Below are 17226 nucleotides of genomic sequence, written 5' to 3'. Positions count from 1 at the left end.
CGCTCCTTTCTCTCAACTTCAACAATTATGTATTGTTCTTTAATAATGTTTTAACTATTTTCAATACACTAACCAAATCATCATACCTCTTAGCTTTAGAGAGTAGATTCATTCTCAAGATATTATTGAGTAAAATTGAAACATATGAAGCGAAGATTGCCAGTGCAAATAAGACACCAAACATCTCCCATCCCTGCCCGATCCTTGCACCAACAAATTCACTCCAAAGAGGAAACATAATTAAACTAATAATCGTTATTGGTGTCCATCTTCTTGATTTTATACTTGTACTTTTATCAGAGAATAAGCTAATTAACTCGTCAATATCTAATTTTTTAAAATCTCCCTCTTTAAAAACTTCCAAAATTTGTTTACACCTATAAGCAAATATAAATTCATAGTCATAACTGAATAGGAATAACCTTTTCTTAAAAAGGAGATTATACTCTGGATATTTATATTTAATGAATGATTGTGATAGCCAAATTGATAAATAAAGAAGAATCATGGCAAGCGCACTAAGGCTTAAGCAAACAATAAGAGACCAATATTCATTAGCATGTGTGCCTACTATCAATGAATAAAGAGGAGCAAGCATTGCTAGTATAATTGATACGAATGCCCCTATATAAGTAAGTTTAGCTCCTTTGTTATGGGTGACCATTATCTTGAAAACTGATAGCTCTTGTATAAACTTCCTTTCTAGTTCTTTTGTTAAAATGAAAAATTCCACAGCAGAATTATTGGACAAATTAATTCCTCCTTTATTTAGTTTTAAGTTATTACAGTTCTTCTATATGTTCAAGATTATATTTCGACAAGGAGATAATAAAATGTCTGAAAAAATTATTGTATTGAATTCAACTGAATATGATACAGAAGATACGAGCAAAATTATTCAACTAAACTTTTTCTCGGATGTAGATGAAGTGGATATCCGTAAAACCAAGTGGCTGCTCGGAAAATATGTAGACATGATCGACATAATCCAAAACTATGAATACTCACTGAAGCAGATTGAAAATGGAATGTCGGCATATGAGTTACTGTCTGCGGAGGGATCGGTAGCTAAACGCGAATCAGGCCATGAACTGACTGCAGATGTCACAGCAAATTCGGTAATTATGAAGGACAAGCGGCATGCTAACTACGAGCTATACGTATTCATATCCAACAACGTTAGGTTTGCTATAAACAATTTAAAAGATCTGCATGAAGGCGTAGTAGCAAGACTACTGTTCCTAGAAGGTAAGAAATATTTGAAAGCTCAAGAATACATGGAAAAAGGATATCGCAAGGACGTTCATGGCATCGCAGCGACTACATTTGCAGACAAACGTCGTAAAGCCATAGCTAACATAGCTAACAGCCTCAAATTTAATCGAACGCTAGATTTTGTAACGATTGATTATGGGAGAGGCCGGAATAATGAAGGGGAAATAGGTTTACTTATTCCAAGATGAAACGAGAGAAAGTCCTACCAGCACTGTGTTGATAGGGCTTTAACTTAATAAAAAATGTCTTTTTAAATCTGAGGGGTTCTCTTCTCTATTATTTCTACTTTTATATTAATATACACACGAGTTTGCGATTCTGTAAAAGAAAAGGACGCCTAGTTTTTACACTAAGTGTCCTTTTCTTTTACTATTCATGTAGCTACACACGTATGTATTAGAAACTAGGTGATTAAATGCTATTCTGTCTTTTCTAATACATTATCAGGTTTGGGAATAGACTTTGGAACATTTTGGGGAATAGGCTTTGCCACAGGTTTCATTGGAGCAGTCCTAAAACGTCTAGGTCTAGGAAATCTCTTATCAAGCTCAGCAACTAAATTACTGTACTCCGTCTTGACGCTCTGAACTTTTTCATCGGTCATATCCACACAATCATAGCGTGCTGCAACACTATCATTGTAGAGGGATAAGTAATTGTCGGATATGCACCTAAGTTTCCTTTTAACATATCTTTTCCGATCGGAATGATTTTCTGAATCTTCTTTAAACCTTCTCCATCTGTTCTCTTCTACCAAGTGGAGTGCTGAGTAAAAATAAAGAGTTACTATCCAGTTATTAGGTGCAGGATTCATTCCGGCTAATCCCCCAATTAACTGGATATTTTTATCATGTTCTTTTCGATGTTCTGTATCTAGAGGCATATAATTTCAATCCCCTCTTTTAACAGTTTTATGTTCTGGGATTGAACGATGATCAAATGACCCCTTTAGTACATATCGAACTTCAAACTCGAAATCTTCATCAATATCATCAAACACTTCCATCTCCACAGAAGCTAAAAACTTACCCACATCAGGGAAATCTTGTTTGAGAACAACTACATACTTGACCTCATCACGGTGTTCGTAATAATGCACAACATCAACTAAAGGATGGTCTGAAAACATGAGAGCGACCTCATATTTAAGGTCATCATAACCAATCATATCCATTTCTTCACCGCCCGCTTCTATCTTATGCGAGTCAGTATTAGCAAATGCTACACTTCTTAGTCTAAACTGTTCATCTAAGGTGCGCAATTTTAAGTATTCATTATTCGGTTGGTGACTAAATATCTGTATATGATTATTCTTAATCAAGTGGGCCCAATGAGGCGTTGCCTGCTCTCTTGTCCAAATATCACTCATATCATCATTGCCTTGCAGTAGCATAATGACTCCGTTGGGATTCTCACGCCCTACATCCCTTTGACCATGAGTCTTAATTGTTGTCATCATCCTCACCTTCCTCTTCGTTCTCTTCTTCTGAGAATTTCTCTGTAATCCACTCCGCTAGATCCAAAGCCTTTTCTCTGTTCAGAGTAATGGATGCTTTCAATTCTCTATCAATTAAAAGATCATTTTTTGAACGTGTGAAGCTTACTTCATCATCATTTTCGAACTCAAGAGGTCTTTCGATAATTAATCTTGGTTGTACGGATTCTTCATAGAAATTAATAACAATATCCTCTTGCATGTTAACAGTTGGATGGATTGAGTTAGAGTAGGTCTTAATGTAATCTTTACTCTCTTTATCAATATATTGAATTTTGATGTTCTCTTCTTCCATATATGTACACCACCCTAGCTAAGTTTAAAAAGATTATAACCACGAGACACTCGTTTTGAAAGAAAAATTTTCCATAATCTATATATAGTATGTATGCTTCTCACCAAGCATCTAAATATAGATACATCTCTGTACACGAAAGGGATTCCCACTAGTAAGTGAAAACCCCACATATACGAGATATGCTACTATTTAGAATAGACCAAAGGTTGGAACATCCTATAACATAATATTAACGCTTCGCGGACAGCGTTGCAAATTTATTTCAATCCAGCTGATTGTACTTCCAGATATGCTAGGCGGGATTGTTGTTCGATACGTGTTTTATATCCTTCACACATAAAGTTGATGTTGATTGAGAATGGCATACTCAACAAAAAAAATTAAACCTTGGCATGGTAGTCACAAAAACGAAGTAATTCCGAATAAAAATCATGTTATCTTAAATCCATATAATAACGTAAATCAGAAGGTCGCTCATGTGAGCGGCCTTTTTGTATTGGAGGGAAGAACGTGGAGGGTAACTATTTCAGCAGAAATGAACCGGCTATTCCAAGGGTATCGGACAAGCAGCCGGAATAGTGTCGTGGGTGTGGATGGGGTACGTGGACAGGAGTGAATCAATTGTGCATGCTACCATCTCCTCAAAAATCTAAACTGAAAGGGGTGAAATGTAATGAAATTCGTACAACCCATCCGTGACCCGGTTAAGTTGAAGACGATAAAAATTAATTTGAAAGAAAAGAATGAGAGGAACTATATCCTTTTTCAAGTCGGTACTAATACCGGGTTCCGGATATCGGACATATTGCCGTTGAGAGTCAGAGACGTTAAGGGGAGTCATATCCTTGTCTATGAAAGTAAAACAGGAAAAGAAAAGAAGGTTTTGATACGTAAATCATTGCGCAGGGATCTGGATGCATACATTGCAGGAAAAATGGACTGGGAGTACTTATTCCCTAGTCGGAATAGAACATCAACTTCTGATCAGAAACCGATCACCAGGAGTATGGCATACAAAATCATCCGAGATGCGGCTGTTGAAGTTGGATTAACTGAAATAGGAACACATTCAATGAGGAAAACGTTTGGGCACAAATTCTACAACGAAAAGAAGGACATAGCGTTACTAATGGATCTGTTCAATCACACAGAAGAAAAGGTGACTTTAAGATACATCGGCATCCTTCAGGACACCTTGGACGATGCATTAGAGGACTTTGAGCTGTAACGAATTCACTTCAAACAGGTAATGATGAATTCAAAATGTGGGAAACGGTAGAAAACTGGTAGTGAAAAGGAATCTGAGCAATTAAGGAATTACACACAATACGTATTAAGGAGAATTTGATTGACATTTTATAGCTGGTTAAGGCTGGTTGTGCCAAGGTTTGTGGCGTACAACTGCTCAAACTCATTCGTAACGTTTGACTATTACTGACCTTAAATAGGAATTCCAACTCAATTACATGAAAGTGGTGATAATTTTGTGAGCAGAAAACAGAATCCGAATCGGAAGAAAGCGTTCAAAATCTGGAAAGATAGCGGCGGGACGATGAAGCCAAAAGAGATTGCAGAAAAGCTGGGCATCACGCCTGAATCAGTTCGAAAATGGAAGTCGCTAGATCAATGGGAAGAGAAGATGGCGAACTCTAAACCCGGTGCTCCTCGTGGCAATCAGAACGCTAAAGGTAATCGAGGTGGAAAAGGTGGTCCGCTGGGCAATCAGAAAGCTGTAACTCATGGATTGTTCCGTAAGTTCGAGCCGCAAGATCCTGAGTACCTAGAACTTATTGATATTGTGCAGCAAATGGAACCTATAGACATGATCTGGCATAACATCACCCAGGGATTCCGTAAAATCATTTGGGCGCAGCGAATCTTCTTCATCAAAGACAAAGAGGATATGACGAAAGAGTTGAAACGGGAGAAACCAGGTGAGTATGGAGATGAATACGAATGGGAGATACAGTTTGCTTGGGATAAGTATGCTAGTTTCATCAAGGCAGAGGCTACAGTCATGCGTGAGATCAGGGGAGCCATCAAACAATTCCTCGATATTGCACCACAGGAAGATGAGCGCAGGTTGAAACTGGATCAGATGCAGGCCAAAGTTGAGAAAACTCGCCTTGAAATTGAGAAACTTAAAAACGGTGATGGAGACACAGAAGATGATTTAATTGAAGACTGGGTGAAGGCGGTGGAATCTGGTGAGTAAAGAATCGCCTCAAACGAAACGCCGCTTCGCTGCATTTAAGAAACGTATTCCTGAGTACCGGAAGAATCCGGTTCTTTTTTGCGTGGAATTGCTGAAATTCAATCCTGATGAGTGGCAAGCAGAAGTATTGATGGATATAGCGGGAAGTCCACGGGTGTCGGTGCGATCTGGACAAGGTGTTGGTAAGACTGGTCTTGAGGCAGCGGTGGCATTATGGTTTCTATCATGTTTCCCGTTTCCTAAGGTTATCTGTACAGCTCCTACACGTCAGCAGCTACATGATGTACTTTGGGCTGAGATAAGTAAATGGCAAGAGAAGAGTCCTCTGCTCAAGCGAATACTCAAATGGACCAAAACGAAGATTTACATGCGAAATTATGAGGAACGATGGTTTGCTACAGCCCGGACAGCTACCAAGCCTGAGAACATGCAGGGTTTCCATGAAGACTATATGTTGTTCATTGTGGACGAAGCTTCAGGGGTTGAAGATCGTATCATGGAAGCTATCTTGGGTACTCTTTCGGGTGAGTTCAATAAGCTGCTCATGTGTGGAAACCCTACTCGGACCAGTGGTGTCTTTTATGATTCTCACAACAGGGACCGGGCAGATTACAACACACACAAAGTTTCCTGTCTGAACAGCCCTCGGACAAGCAAAGAGAACATAGCGATGCTTGAACGTAAATACGGTAAGGGGTCTGATGTATGGCGCGTCCGGGTTGAAGGGGAATTCCCCCGGGGAGAGTCGGACACCTTCATTGCATTGGAAGCTGCTGAGTTTGCAAAGAACGAAGTTCGAATTGAATCAAACGGGCACAAACTTACTGTAGGAGTGGACGTTGCTCGCTTTGGTGATGATGAAACAACCATATACGGACAGATTGGTGGAAAGGTAGTGAAGAGTCATTTCCATCATAAGCAGGATACGATGACAACAACTGGCTGGGTTTTAAGGATCATAGATGATATCAAGTCTGAACATGCAGAAGTGGATGAAGTGGAGATCAGAGTCGATGATAGCGGTATAGGTGGAGCAGTGACGGATCGGCTTAATGAAATTAACGATGAGAAGGGCCTTGGATACGAAATTATTGGAGTAAACAACGGCTCATCGGCAGAGGATTCACATTATGGGAATCTCGGTTCAGAAATGTGGGGTCACATCAAATCTTTGCTCGAAGAAAACATGAGTAATTATATGTTGGGGGTATCTGGTGTATTGGAACTTCCAGACGACGAGAAATTGGTAACACAACTGACATCCCGTAAATGGAGAATGGGTAGTAACGGTAGGATTTATTTGGAGAAGAAGGAGGATATGAAGAAGAGAGGGCTTCAATCTCCTGATAGAGCGGATGGATTTGTATTAGCATTTGCCTGCATTCAAGTGGAATCAGGATTCGCTTTTGGTTAGTTGGCTGTTGTTATTTGAAGTGATATAATAATAGTAAAATTAGGAAGTGATGTTATGGTGATTTCAGCAGTCGTGGATCAGATTAGAAATGAAATTAACAATTTTCGTTCTGAGCAAAAAGAAGAAGACACTATAGAATTTAAAATAACAGATGTTGATTTTCTCTCAAATATACCTCTGTTTGTAGAAGTGAATAAAATTGTAGTGATTCAAATTCACGTAAGCTTCATTTACAAAAAAATTGGAAGAGATAATTATATAGAAATGGCTCAAAAATTTGTCCCGAGTTATATGTATCCAAATAAACCGTCGGATCATCTTTTAAGTATTACGATAAACACTGATGACTCAGAAAGAGATATGGAAAACTGTAAAAGAATTGTGAGTAGTAACTTTGGCAGAGTAACTTTTGCAACTTTGCCAATCAACTTAGTAAACGACCTATCGGTTATAACTTACATTCGTCAAATTTCACATGATGTGTTGGTACAAAAGAGATTTCTTGAGAATATATGATTTAATCTTTACGGAAATTGTTAAACAACAAAACATTTGGGGTGAGTGAACATATGAATTATATTATACCGTCTGTAGAACTACATAGTTTTACTTGTCCATTGTGCGGCACGTTAGCTCAACAGAAGTGGGAAAGGATTAATTTAGTAAAATGGGGAAGATATGATGACGATAGTAAGTTCACAGCAGATTCTGGGTATGTTAGTATTTCTAGATTAAGTTCCTCAACATGCCAAGCTTGTTATCAACATCATATTTGGTTAGACGATGTAATGATAAAACCTGATTCTTCGAGAATACCTACTCCAAATCAAGATATGCCTGGAGATGTAATGAATTTGTATGATGAAGCTAGGGAGGTTTTTAATAAATCGCCACGTTCTTCAGCAGCTTTATTGCGTTTAGCTCTTCAGCATCTTTGTATTCATCTAGGAGAGGAAGGTAAAAATATAAACGAAGATATCAAGCAATTAGTGAACAAAGGTCTGGATTTAAGAGTTCAAAAGGCGCTAGATATTGTTAGGGTCACAGGAAACAACGCTGTCCATCCAGGTGAATTAGATATGGTTGATAATAGTGACATAGCCGCAAGACTGTTCGGACTTTTAAATTTCATTGTAGATGCTATGATTACACAACCTGCACAAATAGATTCATTTTTCTCTGAACTACCTGAGAGTTCAAGGGAAGCTATAGCACGTCGAGACGCGTAATTTCTGTTTCATCAGTCAATAGATTTTATTACTTTTTTTATTTATTAATTAGGAGGCTGATAATGATGAAAATTACCGGACTTAATAATCTTGAACAACAGCTCAAAAAAATTAGTGAGAATGTTAAGAAGCAGGTTGAAGGTCCTGTTAGATTTGATGAGTTGTTTAACACAACATTCATGATTGAAAACACTGATTTTAGTAATATTAACGATTTTTTCGAGAGTAGCCCATTCGAAATGAAAACTAAGGAAGATCTTGAGAATATCAATGAACGCGAGTTGGATGAGTATGTAGCAGCTAATACTAAATTTAATCTTTGGTCTGAAATGAAGCAAGCGGCAGGAGCAATCTATGTCAAAAATAAATTAAGCAAGTGAAATGGTAGTAATAACGCACATCAGTAATAATATTATAAATCCATAAGATTATAACAAAAGAAAGAAGGCACTGAATTTGTAGATCCATTTCTATATAGATGGACAAAAAAAGCTTTAGAAGAAAGATTTGGAGAGGAAATTTCCTAAAACAACCGCTTCCACTTTGATTTTCTTTAGCTCTAAGGAGAGCTGAAATTGAACGATATTTTTCCAATGTATTATTCTCCAGACGAAGAAGAGTTTAAACAATTATGGGATAATTGTATTTTTGTGTTTGACGCTAACGTTCTATTGAACTTGTACAGGTATTCTATAAAAACATCTGATCTCATTTTGCTTATTATGAATCAACTCTCAGACAGAATTTGGATTCCCTATCAAGTAGCATTAGAGTATCAGGCTAATAGACATAAAGTAATATATGAGCAAAAAGCAGCCTATACACAAGTCAAAAGTATAATTAATAAATCGTTTGAAGAATTGTTAAACCGCTTGGCTACAGATTTGAACAAGTATAATAAAAGACATCCGATTATAGAAGTAGGTAGTATAACAACTAATGTCGAAAAATTAAAAACAGAAGTGATAGATAAACTTGAAGAACAAGAAAAGAATCATCCTAATCACAATGAGCAGGACAAAATTAGAGAAGTAATTGACATATCTTTCTATGGAAAAGTTGGGCCGCCATATAGTCAGGATCGGTTGGACGAGATATACAGAGAAGGAGAGAAACGATATAAGCTAAAACAGCCTCCTGGATTCAAAGATTTAAATGAGAAAAAAGATCAGCGAAGATTCCATAAAGGTTTAACTATAGAAAGTCAATATGGGGACTTAATTGTTTGGAAACAGATTTTAGATATGGCGAAAGAAAGAAATAAATCAGTTATTCTAATTACTGATGACGGAAAAGAAGACTGGTGGCAAAAAGAATCTGGTAGGATAGTAGGTTCTAGGGTGGAACTCACAGATGAGTTCATGTATTCCACAAAACAAAACTTTTATATGTATGAATCATATAGATTTATAGAGTATGCTCAAAAATACTTAAATCAACAAGTTGACAGAGATGCTATAGCAGAAGCACAAAATTTAAAAAAATCTAATGATTCATTGGATTCTAATTTCGATGTTATGGAAAAGTTTCTGGAACTTTATAATGATGCAAGGGAATTGGAACAAACCAAGCATACTGAAGAAAAAGGTAAATATAACGTTAATGATCAAGTACTACATTATAAATGGGGACTTGGGATTATTAAAAAGGTGATAGGTGGAGGTGATGATCAAGAATTGCATATTGAGTTTCCTCATCCAATCGGATTTAAAAGACTCTTATCATCATTTGCTGTCCTTGAAAAGATTTATTATCCGAATGAAAATAATGTTGTATAGATCCGTAGTAAATCCGAATAAACTCAATGATATTATAAATCCATAGAAGTATAACAAAAGAGAGAAGGCAGGAAATTTATCCTGACCTTCTCTCTTTGTTCTATTACAAGTTCAACCATTCAGCTATCTCAAGATCCTTAAAATATTCTTCAATATATTCTAAGAAAGCTGGATAGTCAGTTAGGAACAAGTGCATAAGTTCGTTGTCAGTCATTTTCTTCACCTCCACTCAGTCTAAATTATAATTATTACCAATCTGCATTTTTTCATACTTATTCTTTAAGAGAGGAGAGAATTAATTGGGTGTAAGATCGTGGTTTATAGGCTGGCTTGAAGCAGGAAGGACAAAAAAAGAGCCTGACCGAATGACAGAGAGTTATCCTTTTCCGTACGGAGTTATGATGCGTAAAGGTAATAACCAGCCAGCACCTAAACGGACTCCAACGAATTTGAGGAAGCTTTCGGAGTCACCGGTCCCGAGAAGGGCGATCAACGTCATCAAGAACGGAATCACAAAGCTGAATTGGTCCGTGACTACTATTGATGAGAATGAGAGCGAGAAGTATCGCGAATTATGCAAGATTATTGAACGTTCTCTATTGAAGCCTAACCCAGGAGACTCATTCCGTTCATGGATTGAGCAGCTTGTGGAGGACATGCTTGTATGTAGTGCGGGTTCTTCTGAGATTCTTCGGGCAGGAGATCCACTCAGGCCGTTTAGGATGTTTCCTGTTGATTCGTTTTCTGTAGATTTGTATCCCGAATGGGATGGTAAATCGACTTCGTACAGGTATGCTCAGAGGGTAAATGGTCAACATATTCATTTGAAATCTTCTGAGCTGATGTATATACGAATGAATCCAAGGAGTAATACACCATTTGGACTTTCTCCACTTGAGGTAGTATGGGAGTCGGTTGAAAGTTTCATCTCAGCTCACCGTTCAGCAGGCAGGCAGACTTCAAATGCAGGCAGGCGTAAATTGATTAACTTGGGCAAGAATGCAGATGCCGTAGCAGTAAAAGCATTCAGATCTTACTGGGAAAACGAGGTCATGGGTAGGGGGATTGACCCAATCATTGGTGGTGAGAATCCAGGAGTTCTTGATCTTGGGGCCACTGATGACAAAGCCTTGTTTCTTGATTGGCAGCGTTTTTTAATTGAAATCGTCGCGATCTCCTTTGACATCTCGCCTAAAAAGCTTGGGCAGACCAAAGATGTTAATAGAAGTACAGCCGATAGCGAGGATGAAGACACTGAGGATACCGTCCAATCTATATCAGAGAATATTGTCGAACATATAAACAATCATATTATTGACGGTATTTTTGGTATGGGTGGCGTTCTTGAATTCAAATTCCATTATGAAACTTCCTTAAAAGATCGAAAGCTTAAGGCAGATATTGATGCAATCTATTTGGATCGTCGAGTCATAACGCCGGATGAGGTTCGTGATGAACAAGCTAAAAAGGCATTGCCTAATGGTCACGGAGAAGTATTGCTTGTTCTAGGCAAAACAACTGTAGTGAACCTGAAGGACCCTGCTGGAGGACAACCGCAATCCAAAGAAATCACCAGTGATCATCCACCAAATACAACTGAAGAGGATGAACCTTAACACCGCTTAAATGAGTCGGTGTTTTTTTATTTTCACAGAGAGATGGTGGGGAAATGTTTTCAAAGATAGTTTCTAAGCTGGTGAGGATGACTTATCAGCGGTCTGTTCCTACTCCGAGAAATCGGTGGGAAAGACGGGAACTCCAATTCCGTGGGAGGGGGTGAGAAGTTAAATGCTCAAAACATTGAAAATGAGTAATCAACGGATGCGTGTACAGGATTTTAAATTGTCTGAAGAAAGTGGTCATCCAAACAAAGTCCCTTTCAAGTGTGCATTATTTGCTGTTGATCAGCCTAGCGACGGGTCACCGCATGGTGCTGGAGGAAAGAAGATCAGAATTTCATCAAGTGTATGCGATCAATACTTACAAACGTTTGTAGGTATGGCGCTCAACATTGATTATGTAAACGGAATGGCAGACCACGATCCTCGGTTTAAGGTGGCATACATCGAAAAAGCATTACGGAGTATGGATGGATATGCGTGGATAGAGGGTTTTATCTATGGCAAAGACTTTCCAGACGTGGTTGCAACCATCCGTTATTACAACGGGTTGGCTAAAGAACACAACTGGAGTGAATATCAATTCGGTGCTTCTCTTGAAATGGAAGCATCTGTACAAAATGCATCCGATGACGAGAACGTGCTTGATGTGATGGAGTTTTGTGGAACAGGCGCAGCAATCTTATTTGCTGATGCCGCAGCTTATAAAACAACGAGCTTTGCAGCTCGAAATACAACAAAAGAACAGGGGGATGTCGATATGACACCGGAACAAGCGAAAGCTATGGAAGATGCTATGAAGACATTACAAGAAAGCATGACGGTTATTACAGCCAGTGTGCAAAGTGTTGTGACAGAGGTCGGTTCTATTAAAACCGAAGTTACAAGTATGAAGGCATCGAAGGAAGAGGATGAGCAAAAGACGGCAGAGGAACAAGCTGCTGCTGATCTGAAAGCAGCTCAAGACAAAGCAACTGCATTGGAGAAAGAACTAAAAGAGTTGAAGGCTGCGGCTACACCTCCTGGTGAGCCAGAACGAAAAACAATTAGCGCTACTTCATTGCTCTCGAAATATGGTGCTAATCTATCTGGAAGCGAAGATGGGACTGATTATAAAACCTTCTGTGCTTCAGTTGATGCCCTGAACCTTTCGTCCTCTGAATCATTCAAATTAAAAATGCAGGCAAAAGCACAATTTGCCCAGAAAGAGAGCGTGTAATATATGAACAGCCGCGTAGGACAAGCTCAATTCGTTGATATCGCAGCAGCAACTCAGTTTCAAGCACCAGGTGCACTGATCACCGATGACTATCAAAAAGAAATCACGGACATTCTTCGCCGGAAATCTGTGTTGGATGGTCGGATCAATTATGTACCAGCTACAGGTGATATCTCAACTTACTATGAACAAAACACTGTAAACGGTGGGGATTTCATCGACCCTCGTAATCCTTCGGCTACACCAACAAGCAATGAGCGCACGCCACATGGTGTGAAGATCAAGGCTTTGACTAATCAGGTCAACTTCGGGCATTACGATGTTACTCTCGGACAACAGCAAAATAATTTCCCTGAACTGAAGGCCAAGGATCTCGATGATATGCTGAATGGAATCGCATTGACACATGGTAAAGCACTATGGCGAGGAAATGACACTGCATTGGCCGTTCCTACTACTCGACAATACATGGGCATTCCGAGTCAAATCACAAATACGTTCACAGTAGGAGTTGGAGCTTCAATTGTTGCTGCTATTCGCGCAAAAGTTGCGGCTATGGTGGGAAGCGAGAAATATGAAGTACTACCTACAGCGATCTACATTCACCCAATCGGTCATTATCACATGACTGAAGAAGTGCGTTTGGCTGTAGAAAGCGGAAAAATGTCTGATCCTTTTGGCAAAACAGTTGTGGCTGGGCTTGAGGTTCCAACTATCATGACAGCGGCTGGCTTGTTACCAATCATCCCTGAGCCGTTTATGCCTTCTAAAGCAAACGAAACTAACACAGGTAATACGGATTACGGTATCGCCATTGTTACCGAATCCATGATTGAGTATCACTATGTTGGCGAAAAGGGTATGTTCCTGTTCGAACTTGGAACAACAAGCAACCTGCTGGAACAATACGTTGGTGTGAAATATGGAGCACCGGTTGCTAAAGGTCCAAGTTACGCTCACGCGTACGGAACTATCGAGCGTCCTACAATTGCTGCGGTAGGTTAATTAAGTTCAAGGCGGCCCAGAAGGGCCGTCTTACAGAAAGGAGAGTGACATCGTGGCAAAATCGAATTTGGACAAATTTAAGGATACTATTTCTGCTGCTATTGAACTGCTATCTCAAACGAAAGCAGGGGATGATCCGGGGCAATATCCAATCGCTGCTGTTGAAGCTTTTCAGAGTGCTGTCAATGAAGCTGAATCATTGGTAGCAACCGATGGTGCTGAACCAAATCAATTCGAAGTTGGAAATAACGTGCTGAATGAGGCACGAGAAGCTTTTATCTCCAGCAAGGTTGTTGAACCGCCAAAAGAAGATAAACCGGATGTTGTTGAATTGACTTTGATCGGCACGCCAAGCCAGTGTAAAGGCTCGCATTCTATCCATTTCAACGGAGGGATTGTGACATTCCAGGAAGGAAAGACACTTGTTCCAAGCGCACTAGGAAATACGCTCATCAAAGCTGGTTATGCGAAATGAGCCGTTACCTCGAAGTTACCGATATCGACTATGTTCCTGCCGGTGTCAAACTAACAGAACCTTTGATCATTCGTGCATCTGCCATTATTGACGGCAAGTGTAAGCGTGAGATTGGGGTAAAGACATACACCGAGCGTATACGGCTCACTGATGCGCAGCGAGGCCACTTGTCCTATTACCCTGTTGTTGATGTGCTTAGCGCAAAAGGAAGGCCTACACAGGGGATTCTTGGGAATTTCTTCGGTCCGCCTAACTTCGAAACCCTTGATGATCTAAGTATCATAGACGTGGACAAGGAGATCGGAACTGTCTGGTGTGGACATTCACCTTTCGGATCAGCCTACGAAGAGTTGGAAGTGAGCTACACGAGTGGTTGGGTGGTCATACCTGATAAAGTGAAGGTAGCTTGCGGATTGCTCATTGGTCAGATGGCTACCAATCCTAATTCTAATGTGAAGTCGAAGAAGGATTTCGATTACAGCATTGAGTACTTCGGAAACAACATGATCACACCGGAGATTGCCGATTTGTTATCGGAGTTCGAGCTTCGGTCATTTAGGTAGGTGAAGATAATTGTTCTATGAGTTCTCTCACCGTCACACTGCCTGTACAGTGGACGAAAATGAGGAATCGTTAATTCTGTCTCGTGAAACAAAGGCAACGACTGTAATGGGCAAAGAATACGTGTACAATGGACTCTTTTCACCTGATTCACTGGTTGAAAGGGGTTCTTTGGTTCGGACAGATGATTCATTCTTAGTCCAGACACTTCGAAATACGGTTGATACTGACAAATACTGTTCTTTAATCAAAACGAACGTTACCATCGAAGTCCAAAGGTACATGCAGGAGTACGATGCGAATGACAATCCAAAGGGAAAACCTGAGTTTACACTCGTAGCCGGGGATATCATTGGGTTTGCTCAACATGTCTCTGCTCAACTCAAACAAGAAGAACCTGGCCTTTTATCGACAACTTCGCTGGTTCTTCTTTTGCAGACTAGTGTGGATGTCAGGGAACCCATTGATCCGGCATTGGTAAGTCCAGATCGTATCGTGATTGCTGGGAAGAAATATCAAGTGGATGTGGTGGATCGGATCAAGTATCCGAATCTTCTACATATTCAGTTGTGCGAGGACAGGCGATGATTACCGGGTACGATGCTGAACGTGCAGCGAAGGACTTGGAAAATAAGCTGGCGGTTGAAATTACAGGTCTAACGAAAATCATTATGCTTACTGCAAAGACTGGAATCAGGTATTATCCGGCTGTCAGAGAAAGCCTCGCAATGCACATGACTGTGCTGGCGAACCAGATGATATCAGGAGACATCACAGCTGATTACTGGCAAGCTTGGCTTGAGCAGTTTGGTAAAGGTTCGCTTATGGCAGGGCCGAGTCAAAACCTGGGTTTGATTAGCTACATGAACAGTGAGGCTTGGAACAAGTTGAGGTCAAAGGGAAGTCGAGTTGTTGTAGGCCGGGGTAGAGGTACCTATCGATCCATTGATGGAACAATTAAAAAGTCCAAAGGCGGATACGCAGGTGTAGATCTGGAGGAGTTGGCAGAGCGGGGTGATCTTGATCCCTCGTTCAAAGCCACTCCTCCTACTTATTTTATGCGTATTGCTCTTGAATCCAATCGTGATCGGATATTAAACGGGATTAGTCGTGTCATTACCGAGTTTCCATATCATCGTTACTTCACGGAGGTGAGAGATTGAGTCTTCAATTGTTGGATGCAGTTCAGCAAGCGCTTAAAGGTGATGCCGAACTCATGGAGTTACTTGAGCTTGACTCATCTTCACCTTCCGCAAAGGTAGTGAAGAGATTGACAAAGGGAATGGAACCCGAAGTCACAGTAAGTAACGAGACGGTTCCTCATATCTGTCAATATGTCATGCCGGGGCGCTTTTCTCCAAATCAATTAGTGTTCGAAGGAAAGTTTTGCTTAGATTTTTATGCTGGAACTGGTTATGCGGCGAAGCTGCTCTTTGAAAGATCTTTTCGCATTTTGCACGATAAAAGGATTACGATGCCAGGTTGGGCGACATACCTTTGTGTACTGACTTATGATGCTGATTTTGCAACTGGAATACAAGGGGTTAAGGGATATAAGGCCATTTTTGACGTTGACTATCTCCGTATGAATTGAGGTGAGAAATATGTCTCAGAATCAGAACGAGTCAGTAAAGGGGCACGAGGAAGCTAAGGAAGAATTTCCTGAGCTGAAGAAGTTGGCTCAAGAAAAGATTCGTCTTGCCAAAAAACTTGGATTGATTGACGGTCAGCAACCTGTCGAAGGATACAAAGATACTAAAGATTACAAACGAATTGAAGAGATTGATGCACGGCTCTGGGAGCTTGTTTAATCAACTCTATATCCAAGGAGGATAATACATGAGACCATTAGTTTTTGACGGCGTAGGGACGGTTGTGGCGTTTGATTTAGCAGGCAAAGTGAAGTATGTCGAGGATAAAGTGACGAAACTTACTTTGCAGCTTCAATTTGACTGGCAAGCCGTTATGGGCGGAGACAGTGGGTATGCATTCCATTATACGGCTGGGGATTTGCAGGATAAGGTGAGTATTGAAGTGCCGAGGTATTCACCAATCATTGCTGACATGTCTCAGGGGGCTACGACAAAACGTATCACAGATATGGAATTTGACGAAACTGAGCAAGGTTTATTAGGTGCTGATGGTTATACAATTAAAGCTCCTACGAAATACACCGGGACATTTAACGAAGAAAGTGATCAAGTATACATTGTGGATGTTGATACCGATGAACGTACACTCCTGACTCGCGTAGCCTCTACACCAACTGATCAGCAGTACACGATTAGCGCTATTGGAAAAATCGCATCTTCAGATGCGAATAAAGGAAGAGAGATTCTGGTCACTTATAAATGGTCCAAAGAGGGTACGGAGACAGCGTTTGACGGAAACAGACGTCCGGCACCGTTCAAACTCACTCACCGATTTGAACTTATTGATGATAAGAGTGGAAATCCTATTCCAGTGCAAGTAACGATTTTCAAAGCTCTCGGCGGTGGTACATTGGACGTATCACAAGAACGCAAAAAACCTAGCACAACTACAATTGATCTTCAAGTAATGGAGCCTGGACGATCTGCAGATAATCCAGAAGGACACGCTATGACAATCAAATTCGGAATCTAAACCAACAAATGCAACCCT

General features: G+C 40.1%; 22 protein-coding genes. 18 read left to right on the top strand and 4 right to left on the bottom strand.

The features are described 5' to 3' along the window. Nucleotides 1-25: 25 nt before the first annotated feature. The gene (locus tag MKY85_RS17635; protein WP_342570381.1) at nt 26-751 is read right to left on the bottom strand and encodes a hypothetical protein; all 726 of its coding nucleotides are present in this window, start codon (nt 749-751) and stop codon (nt 26-28) included. 82 nt (nt 752-833) lie between these two features. Here MKY85_RS17635 and MKY85_RS17630 point away from each other — a divergent pair, with 82 nt between their 5' ends. After that, nucleotides 834-1463: a hypothetical protein gene (locus MKY85_RS17630; RefSeq protein WP_342570379.1), complete on the top strand. Its 630-nt coding sequence runs from the start codon at nt 834-836 to the stop codon at nt 1461-1463. A gap of 230 nt (nt 1464-1693) precedes the next feature. Here the strand turns inward: MKY85_RS17630 and MKY85_RS17625 are convergent, their stop codons facing one another. The 3 genes from MKY85_RS17625 to MKY85_RS17615 are packed head-to-tail and all read right to left on the bottom strand — an operon-like array spanning nt 1694 to nt 3065. Continuing rightward, nucleotides 1694-2158, bottom strand: a complete 465-nt coding sequence (locus tag MKY85_RS17625) for a hypothetical protein (protein ID WP_342570378.1) — start codon at nt 2156-2158, stop codon at nt 1694-1696. A gap of 6 nt (nt 2159-2164) precedes the next feature. Beyond that, nucleotides 2165-2734, bottom strand: coding sequence for a hypothetical protein (locus MKY85_RS17620; protein WP_342570376.1), 570 nt, complete (start codon nt 2732-2734; stop codon nt 2165-2167). Continuing rightward, nucleotides 2718-3065, bottom strand: a complete 348-nt coding sequence (locus MKY85_RS17615; protein ID WP_342570374.1) for a hypothetical protein — start codon at nt 3063-3065, stop codon at nt 2718-2720. Before MKY85_RS17615 ends, MKY85_RS17620 begins: the two co-directional genes overlap by 17 nt. A 676-nt stretch (nt 3066-3741) precedes the next feature. Here MKY85_RS17615 and MKY85_RS17610 point away from each other — a divergent pair. From MKY85_RS17610 to MKY85_RS17530, 17 genes are all read left to right on the top strand, one after another. Further along, on the top strand, nt 3742-4296 hold the full coding sequence (locus tag MKY85_RS17610; protein ID WP_342570372.1) for a tyrosine-type recombinase/integrase: 555 nt from the start codon (nt 3742-3744) through the stop codon (nt 4294-4296). Nucleotides 4297-4554: 258 nt separating this feature from the next. After that, nucleotides 4555-5283, top strand: coding sequence for a phage terminase small subunit (gene terS / locus MKY85_RS17605; RefSeq protein ID WP_342570369.1), 729 nt, complete (start codon nt 4555-4557; stop codon nt 5281-5283). A 46-nt stretch (nt 5284-5329) separates the two neighbouring features. Then, nucleotides 5330-6697 carry a DEAD/DEAH box helicase family protein gene (locus MKY85_RS17600; RefSeq protein ID WP_342573416.1) on the top strand — a complete coding sequence of 456 codons (1368 nt, stop codon included), beginning with the start codon at nt 5330-5332 and terminating at the stop codon, nt 6695-6697. Nucleotides 6698-6751: 54 nt separating this feature from the next. After that, nucleotides 6752-7213, top strand: coding sequence for a hypothetical protein (locus MKY85_RS17595; protein ID WP_342570368.1), 462 nt, complete (start codon nt 6752-6754; stop codon nt 7211-7213). Between the two features lie 53 nt (nt 7214-7266). Further along, complete coding sequence (locus tag MKY85_RS17590) at nt 7267-7926, top strand: DUF4145 domain-containing protein (protein ID WP_342570367.1); 660 nt, start codon at nt 7267-7269, stop codon at nt 7924-7926. Between the two features lie 62 nt (nt 7927-7988). After that, on the top strand, nt 7989-8306 hold the full coding sequence (locus MKY85_RS17585; protein ID WP_342570366.1) for a hypothetical protein: 318 nt from the start codon (nt 7989-7991) through the stop codon (nt 8304-8306). Nucleotides 8307-8501: 195 nt separating this feature from the next. Continuing rightward, nucleotides 8502-9704: a PIN domain-containing protein gene (locus tag MKY85_RS17580; RefSeq protein ID WP_342570365.1), complete on the top strand. Its 1203-nt coding sequence runs from the start codon at nt 8502-8504 to the stop codon at nt 9702-9704. Nucleotides 9705-10003: 299 nt separating this feature from the next. Then, nucleotides 10004-11320 (top strand): phage portal protein, encoded by a 1317-nt coding sequence (locus MKY85_RS17575; RefSeq protein WP_342570364.1) that lies wholly within the window; start codon nt 10004-10006, stop codon nt 11318-11320. Nucleotides 11321-11492: 172 nt separating this feature from the next. Beyond that, on the top strand, nt 11493-12542 hold the full coding sequence (locus tag MKY85_RS17570; RefSeq protein WP_342570363.1) for a 3-oxoacyl-ACP reductase: 1050 nt from the start codon (nt 11493-11495) through the stop codon (nt 12540-12542). Nucleotides 12543-12545: 3 nt separating this feature from the next. Next, entirely contained in the window at nt 12546-13547 is a 1002-nt protein-coding gene (locus tag MKY85_RS17565) for a hypothetical protein (RefSeq protein ID WP_342570362.1), read from the top strand. 52 nt (nt 13548-13599) lie between these two features. Further along, a complete protein-coding gene (locus MKY85_RS17560) occupies nt 13600-14022 on the top strand; it encodes a hypothetical protein (protein ID WP_342570361.1) in 423 nt (140 codons plus the stop codon). Next, on the top strand, nt 14019-14585 hold the full coding sequence (locus MKY85_RS17555; RefSeq protein WP_342570360.1) for a hypothetical protein: 567 nt from the start codon (nt 14019-14021) through the stop codon (nt 14583-14585). The genes MKY85_RS17560 and MKY85_RS17555 overlap by 4 nt, the downstream gene beginning before the upstream one ends. Before the next feature lie 10 nt (nt 14586-14595). Then, nucleotides 14596-15171 carry a hypothetical protein gene (locus MKY85_RS17550; protein WP_342570359.1) on the top strand — a complete coding sequence of 192 codons (576 nt, stop codon included), beginning with the start codon at nt 14596-14598 and terminating at the stop codon, nt 15169-15171. Beyond that, on the top strand, nt 15168-15746 hold the full coding sequence (locus MKY85_RS17545) for a hypothetical protein (RefSeq protein ID WP_342570358.1): 579 nt from the start codon (nt 15168-15170) through the stop codon (nt 15744-15746). The genes MKY85_RS17550 and MKY85_RS17545 overlap by 4 nt, the downstream gene beginning before the upstream one ends. Next, the gene (locus tag MKY85_RS17540; protein WP_342570357.1) at nt 15743-16177 is read left to right on the top strand and encodes a hypothetical protein; all 435 of its coding nucleotides are present in this window, start codon (nt 15743-15745) and stop codon (nt 16175-16177) included. Before MKY85_RS17545 ends, MKY85_RS17540 begins: the two co-directional genes overlap by 4 nt. A gap of 10 nt (nt 16178-16187) precedes the next feature. After that, nucleotides 16188-16394, top strand: a complete 207-nt coding sequence (locus MKY85_RS17535; protein WP_342570356.1) for a hypothetical protein — start codon at nt 16188-16190, stop codon at nt 16392-16394. Nucleotides 16395-16422: 28 nt separating this feature from the next. Next, nucleotides 16423-17208: a hypothetical protein gene (locus MKY85_RS17530; RefSeq protein WP_342570355.1), complete on the top strand. Its 786-nt coding sequence runs from the start codon at nt 16423-16425 to the stop codon at nt 17206-17208. Nucleotides 17209-17226 lie beyond the last annotated feature (18 nt).

Origin of the sequence: Paenibacillus sp. FSL R5-0749 (assembly GCF_038595085.1) — a bacterium.
GTDB lineage: Bacteria > Bacillota > Bacilli > Paenibacillales > Paenibacillaceae > Paenibacillus.
The sequence above is the reverse complement of the archived record's forward strand: the minus strand, read 5'-3'. Positions and strand labels throughout refer to the sequence as shown.

Coding starts and splice junctions, on each gene's coding strand:
- MKY85_RS17630 (WP_342570379.1), top strand. CDS start 834: ATGTCTGAAAAAATTATTGTATTGAATTCAACTGAATATGATACAGAA.
- MKY85_RS17625 (WP_342570378.1), bottom strand. CDS start 2,158: ATGCCTCTAGATACAGAACATCGAAAAGAACATGATAAAAATATCCAG.
- MKY85_RS17620 (WP_342570376.1), bottom strand. CDS start 2,734: ATGATGACAACAATTAAGACTCATGGTCAAAGGGATGTAGGGCGTGAG.
- MKY85_RS17615 (WP_342570374.1), bottom strand. CDS start 3,065: ATGGAAGAAGAGAACATCAAAATTCAATATATTGATAAAGAGAGTAAA.
- MKY85_RS17610 (WP_342570372.1), top strand. CDS start 3,742: ATGAAATTCGTACAACCCATCCGTGACCCGGTTAAGTTGAAGACGATA.
- MKY85_RS17595 (WP_342570368.1), top strand. CDS start 6,752: ATGGTGATTTCAGCAGTCGTGGATCAGATTAGAAATGAAATTAACAAT.
- MKY85_RS17590 (WP_342570367.1), top strand. CDS start 7,267: ATGAATTATATTATACCGTCTGTAGAACTACATAGTTTTACTTGTCCA.
- MKY85_RS17585 (WP_342570366.1), top strand. CDS start 7,989: ATGATGAAAATTACCGGACTTAATAATCTTGAACAACAGCTCAAAAAA.
- MKY85_RS17570 (WP_342570363.1), top strand. CDS start 11,493: ATGCTCAAAACATTGAAAATGAGTAATCAACGGATGCGTGTACAGGAT.
- MKY85_RS17565 (WP_342570362.1), top strand. CDS start 12,546: ATGAACAGCCGCGTAGGACAAGCTCAATTCGTTGATATCGCAGCAGCA.
- MKY85_RS17555 (WP_342570360.1), top strand. CDS start 14,019: ATGAGCCGTTACCTCGAAGTTACCGATATCGACTATGTTCCTGCCGGT.
- MKY85_RS17545 (WP_342570358.1), top strand. CDS start 15,168: ATGATTACCGGGTACGATGCTGAACGTGCAGCGAAGGACTTGGAAAAT.
- MKY85_RS17535 (WP_342570356.1), top strand. CDS start 16,188: ATGTCTCAGAATCAGAACGAGTCAGTAAAGGGGCACGAGGAAGCTAAG.
- MKY85_RS17530 (WP_342570355.1), top strand. CDS start 16,423: ATGAGACCATTAGTTTTTGACGGCGTAGGGACGGTTGTGGCGTTTGAT.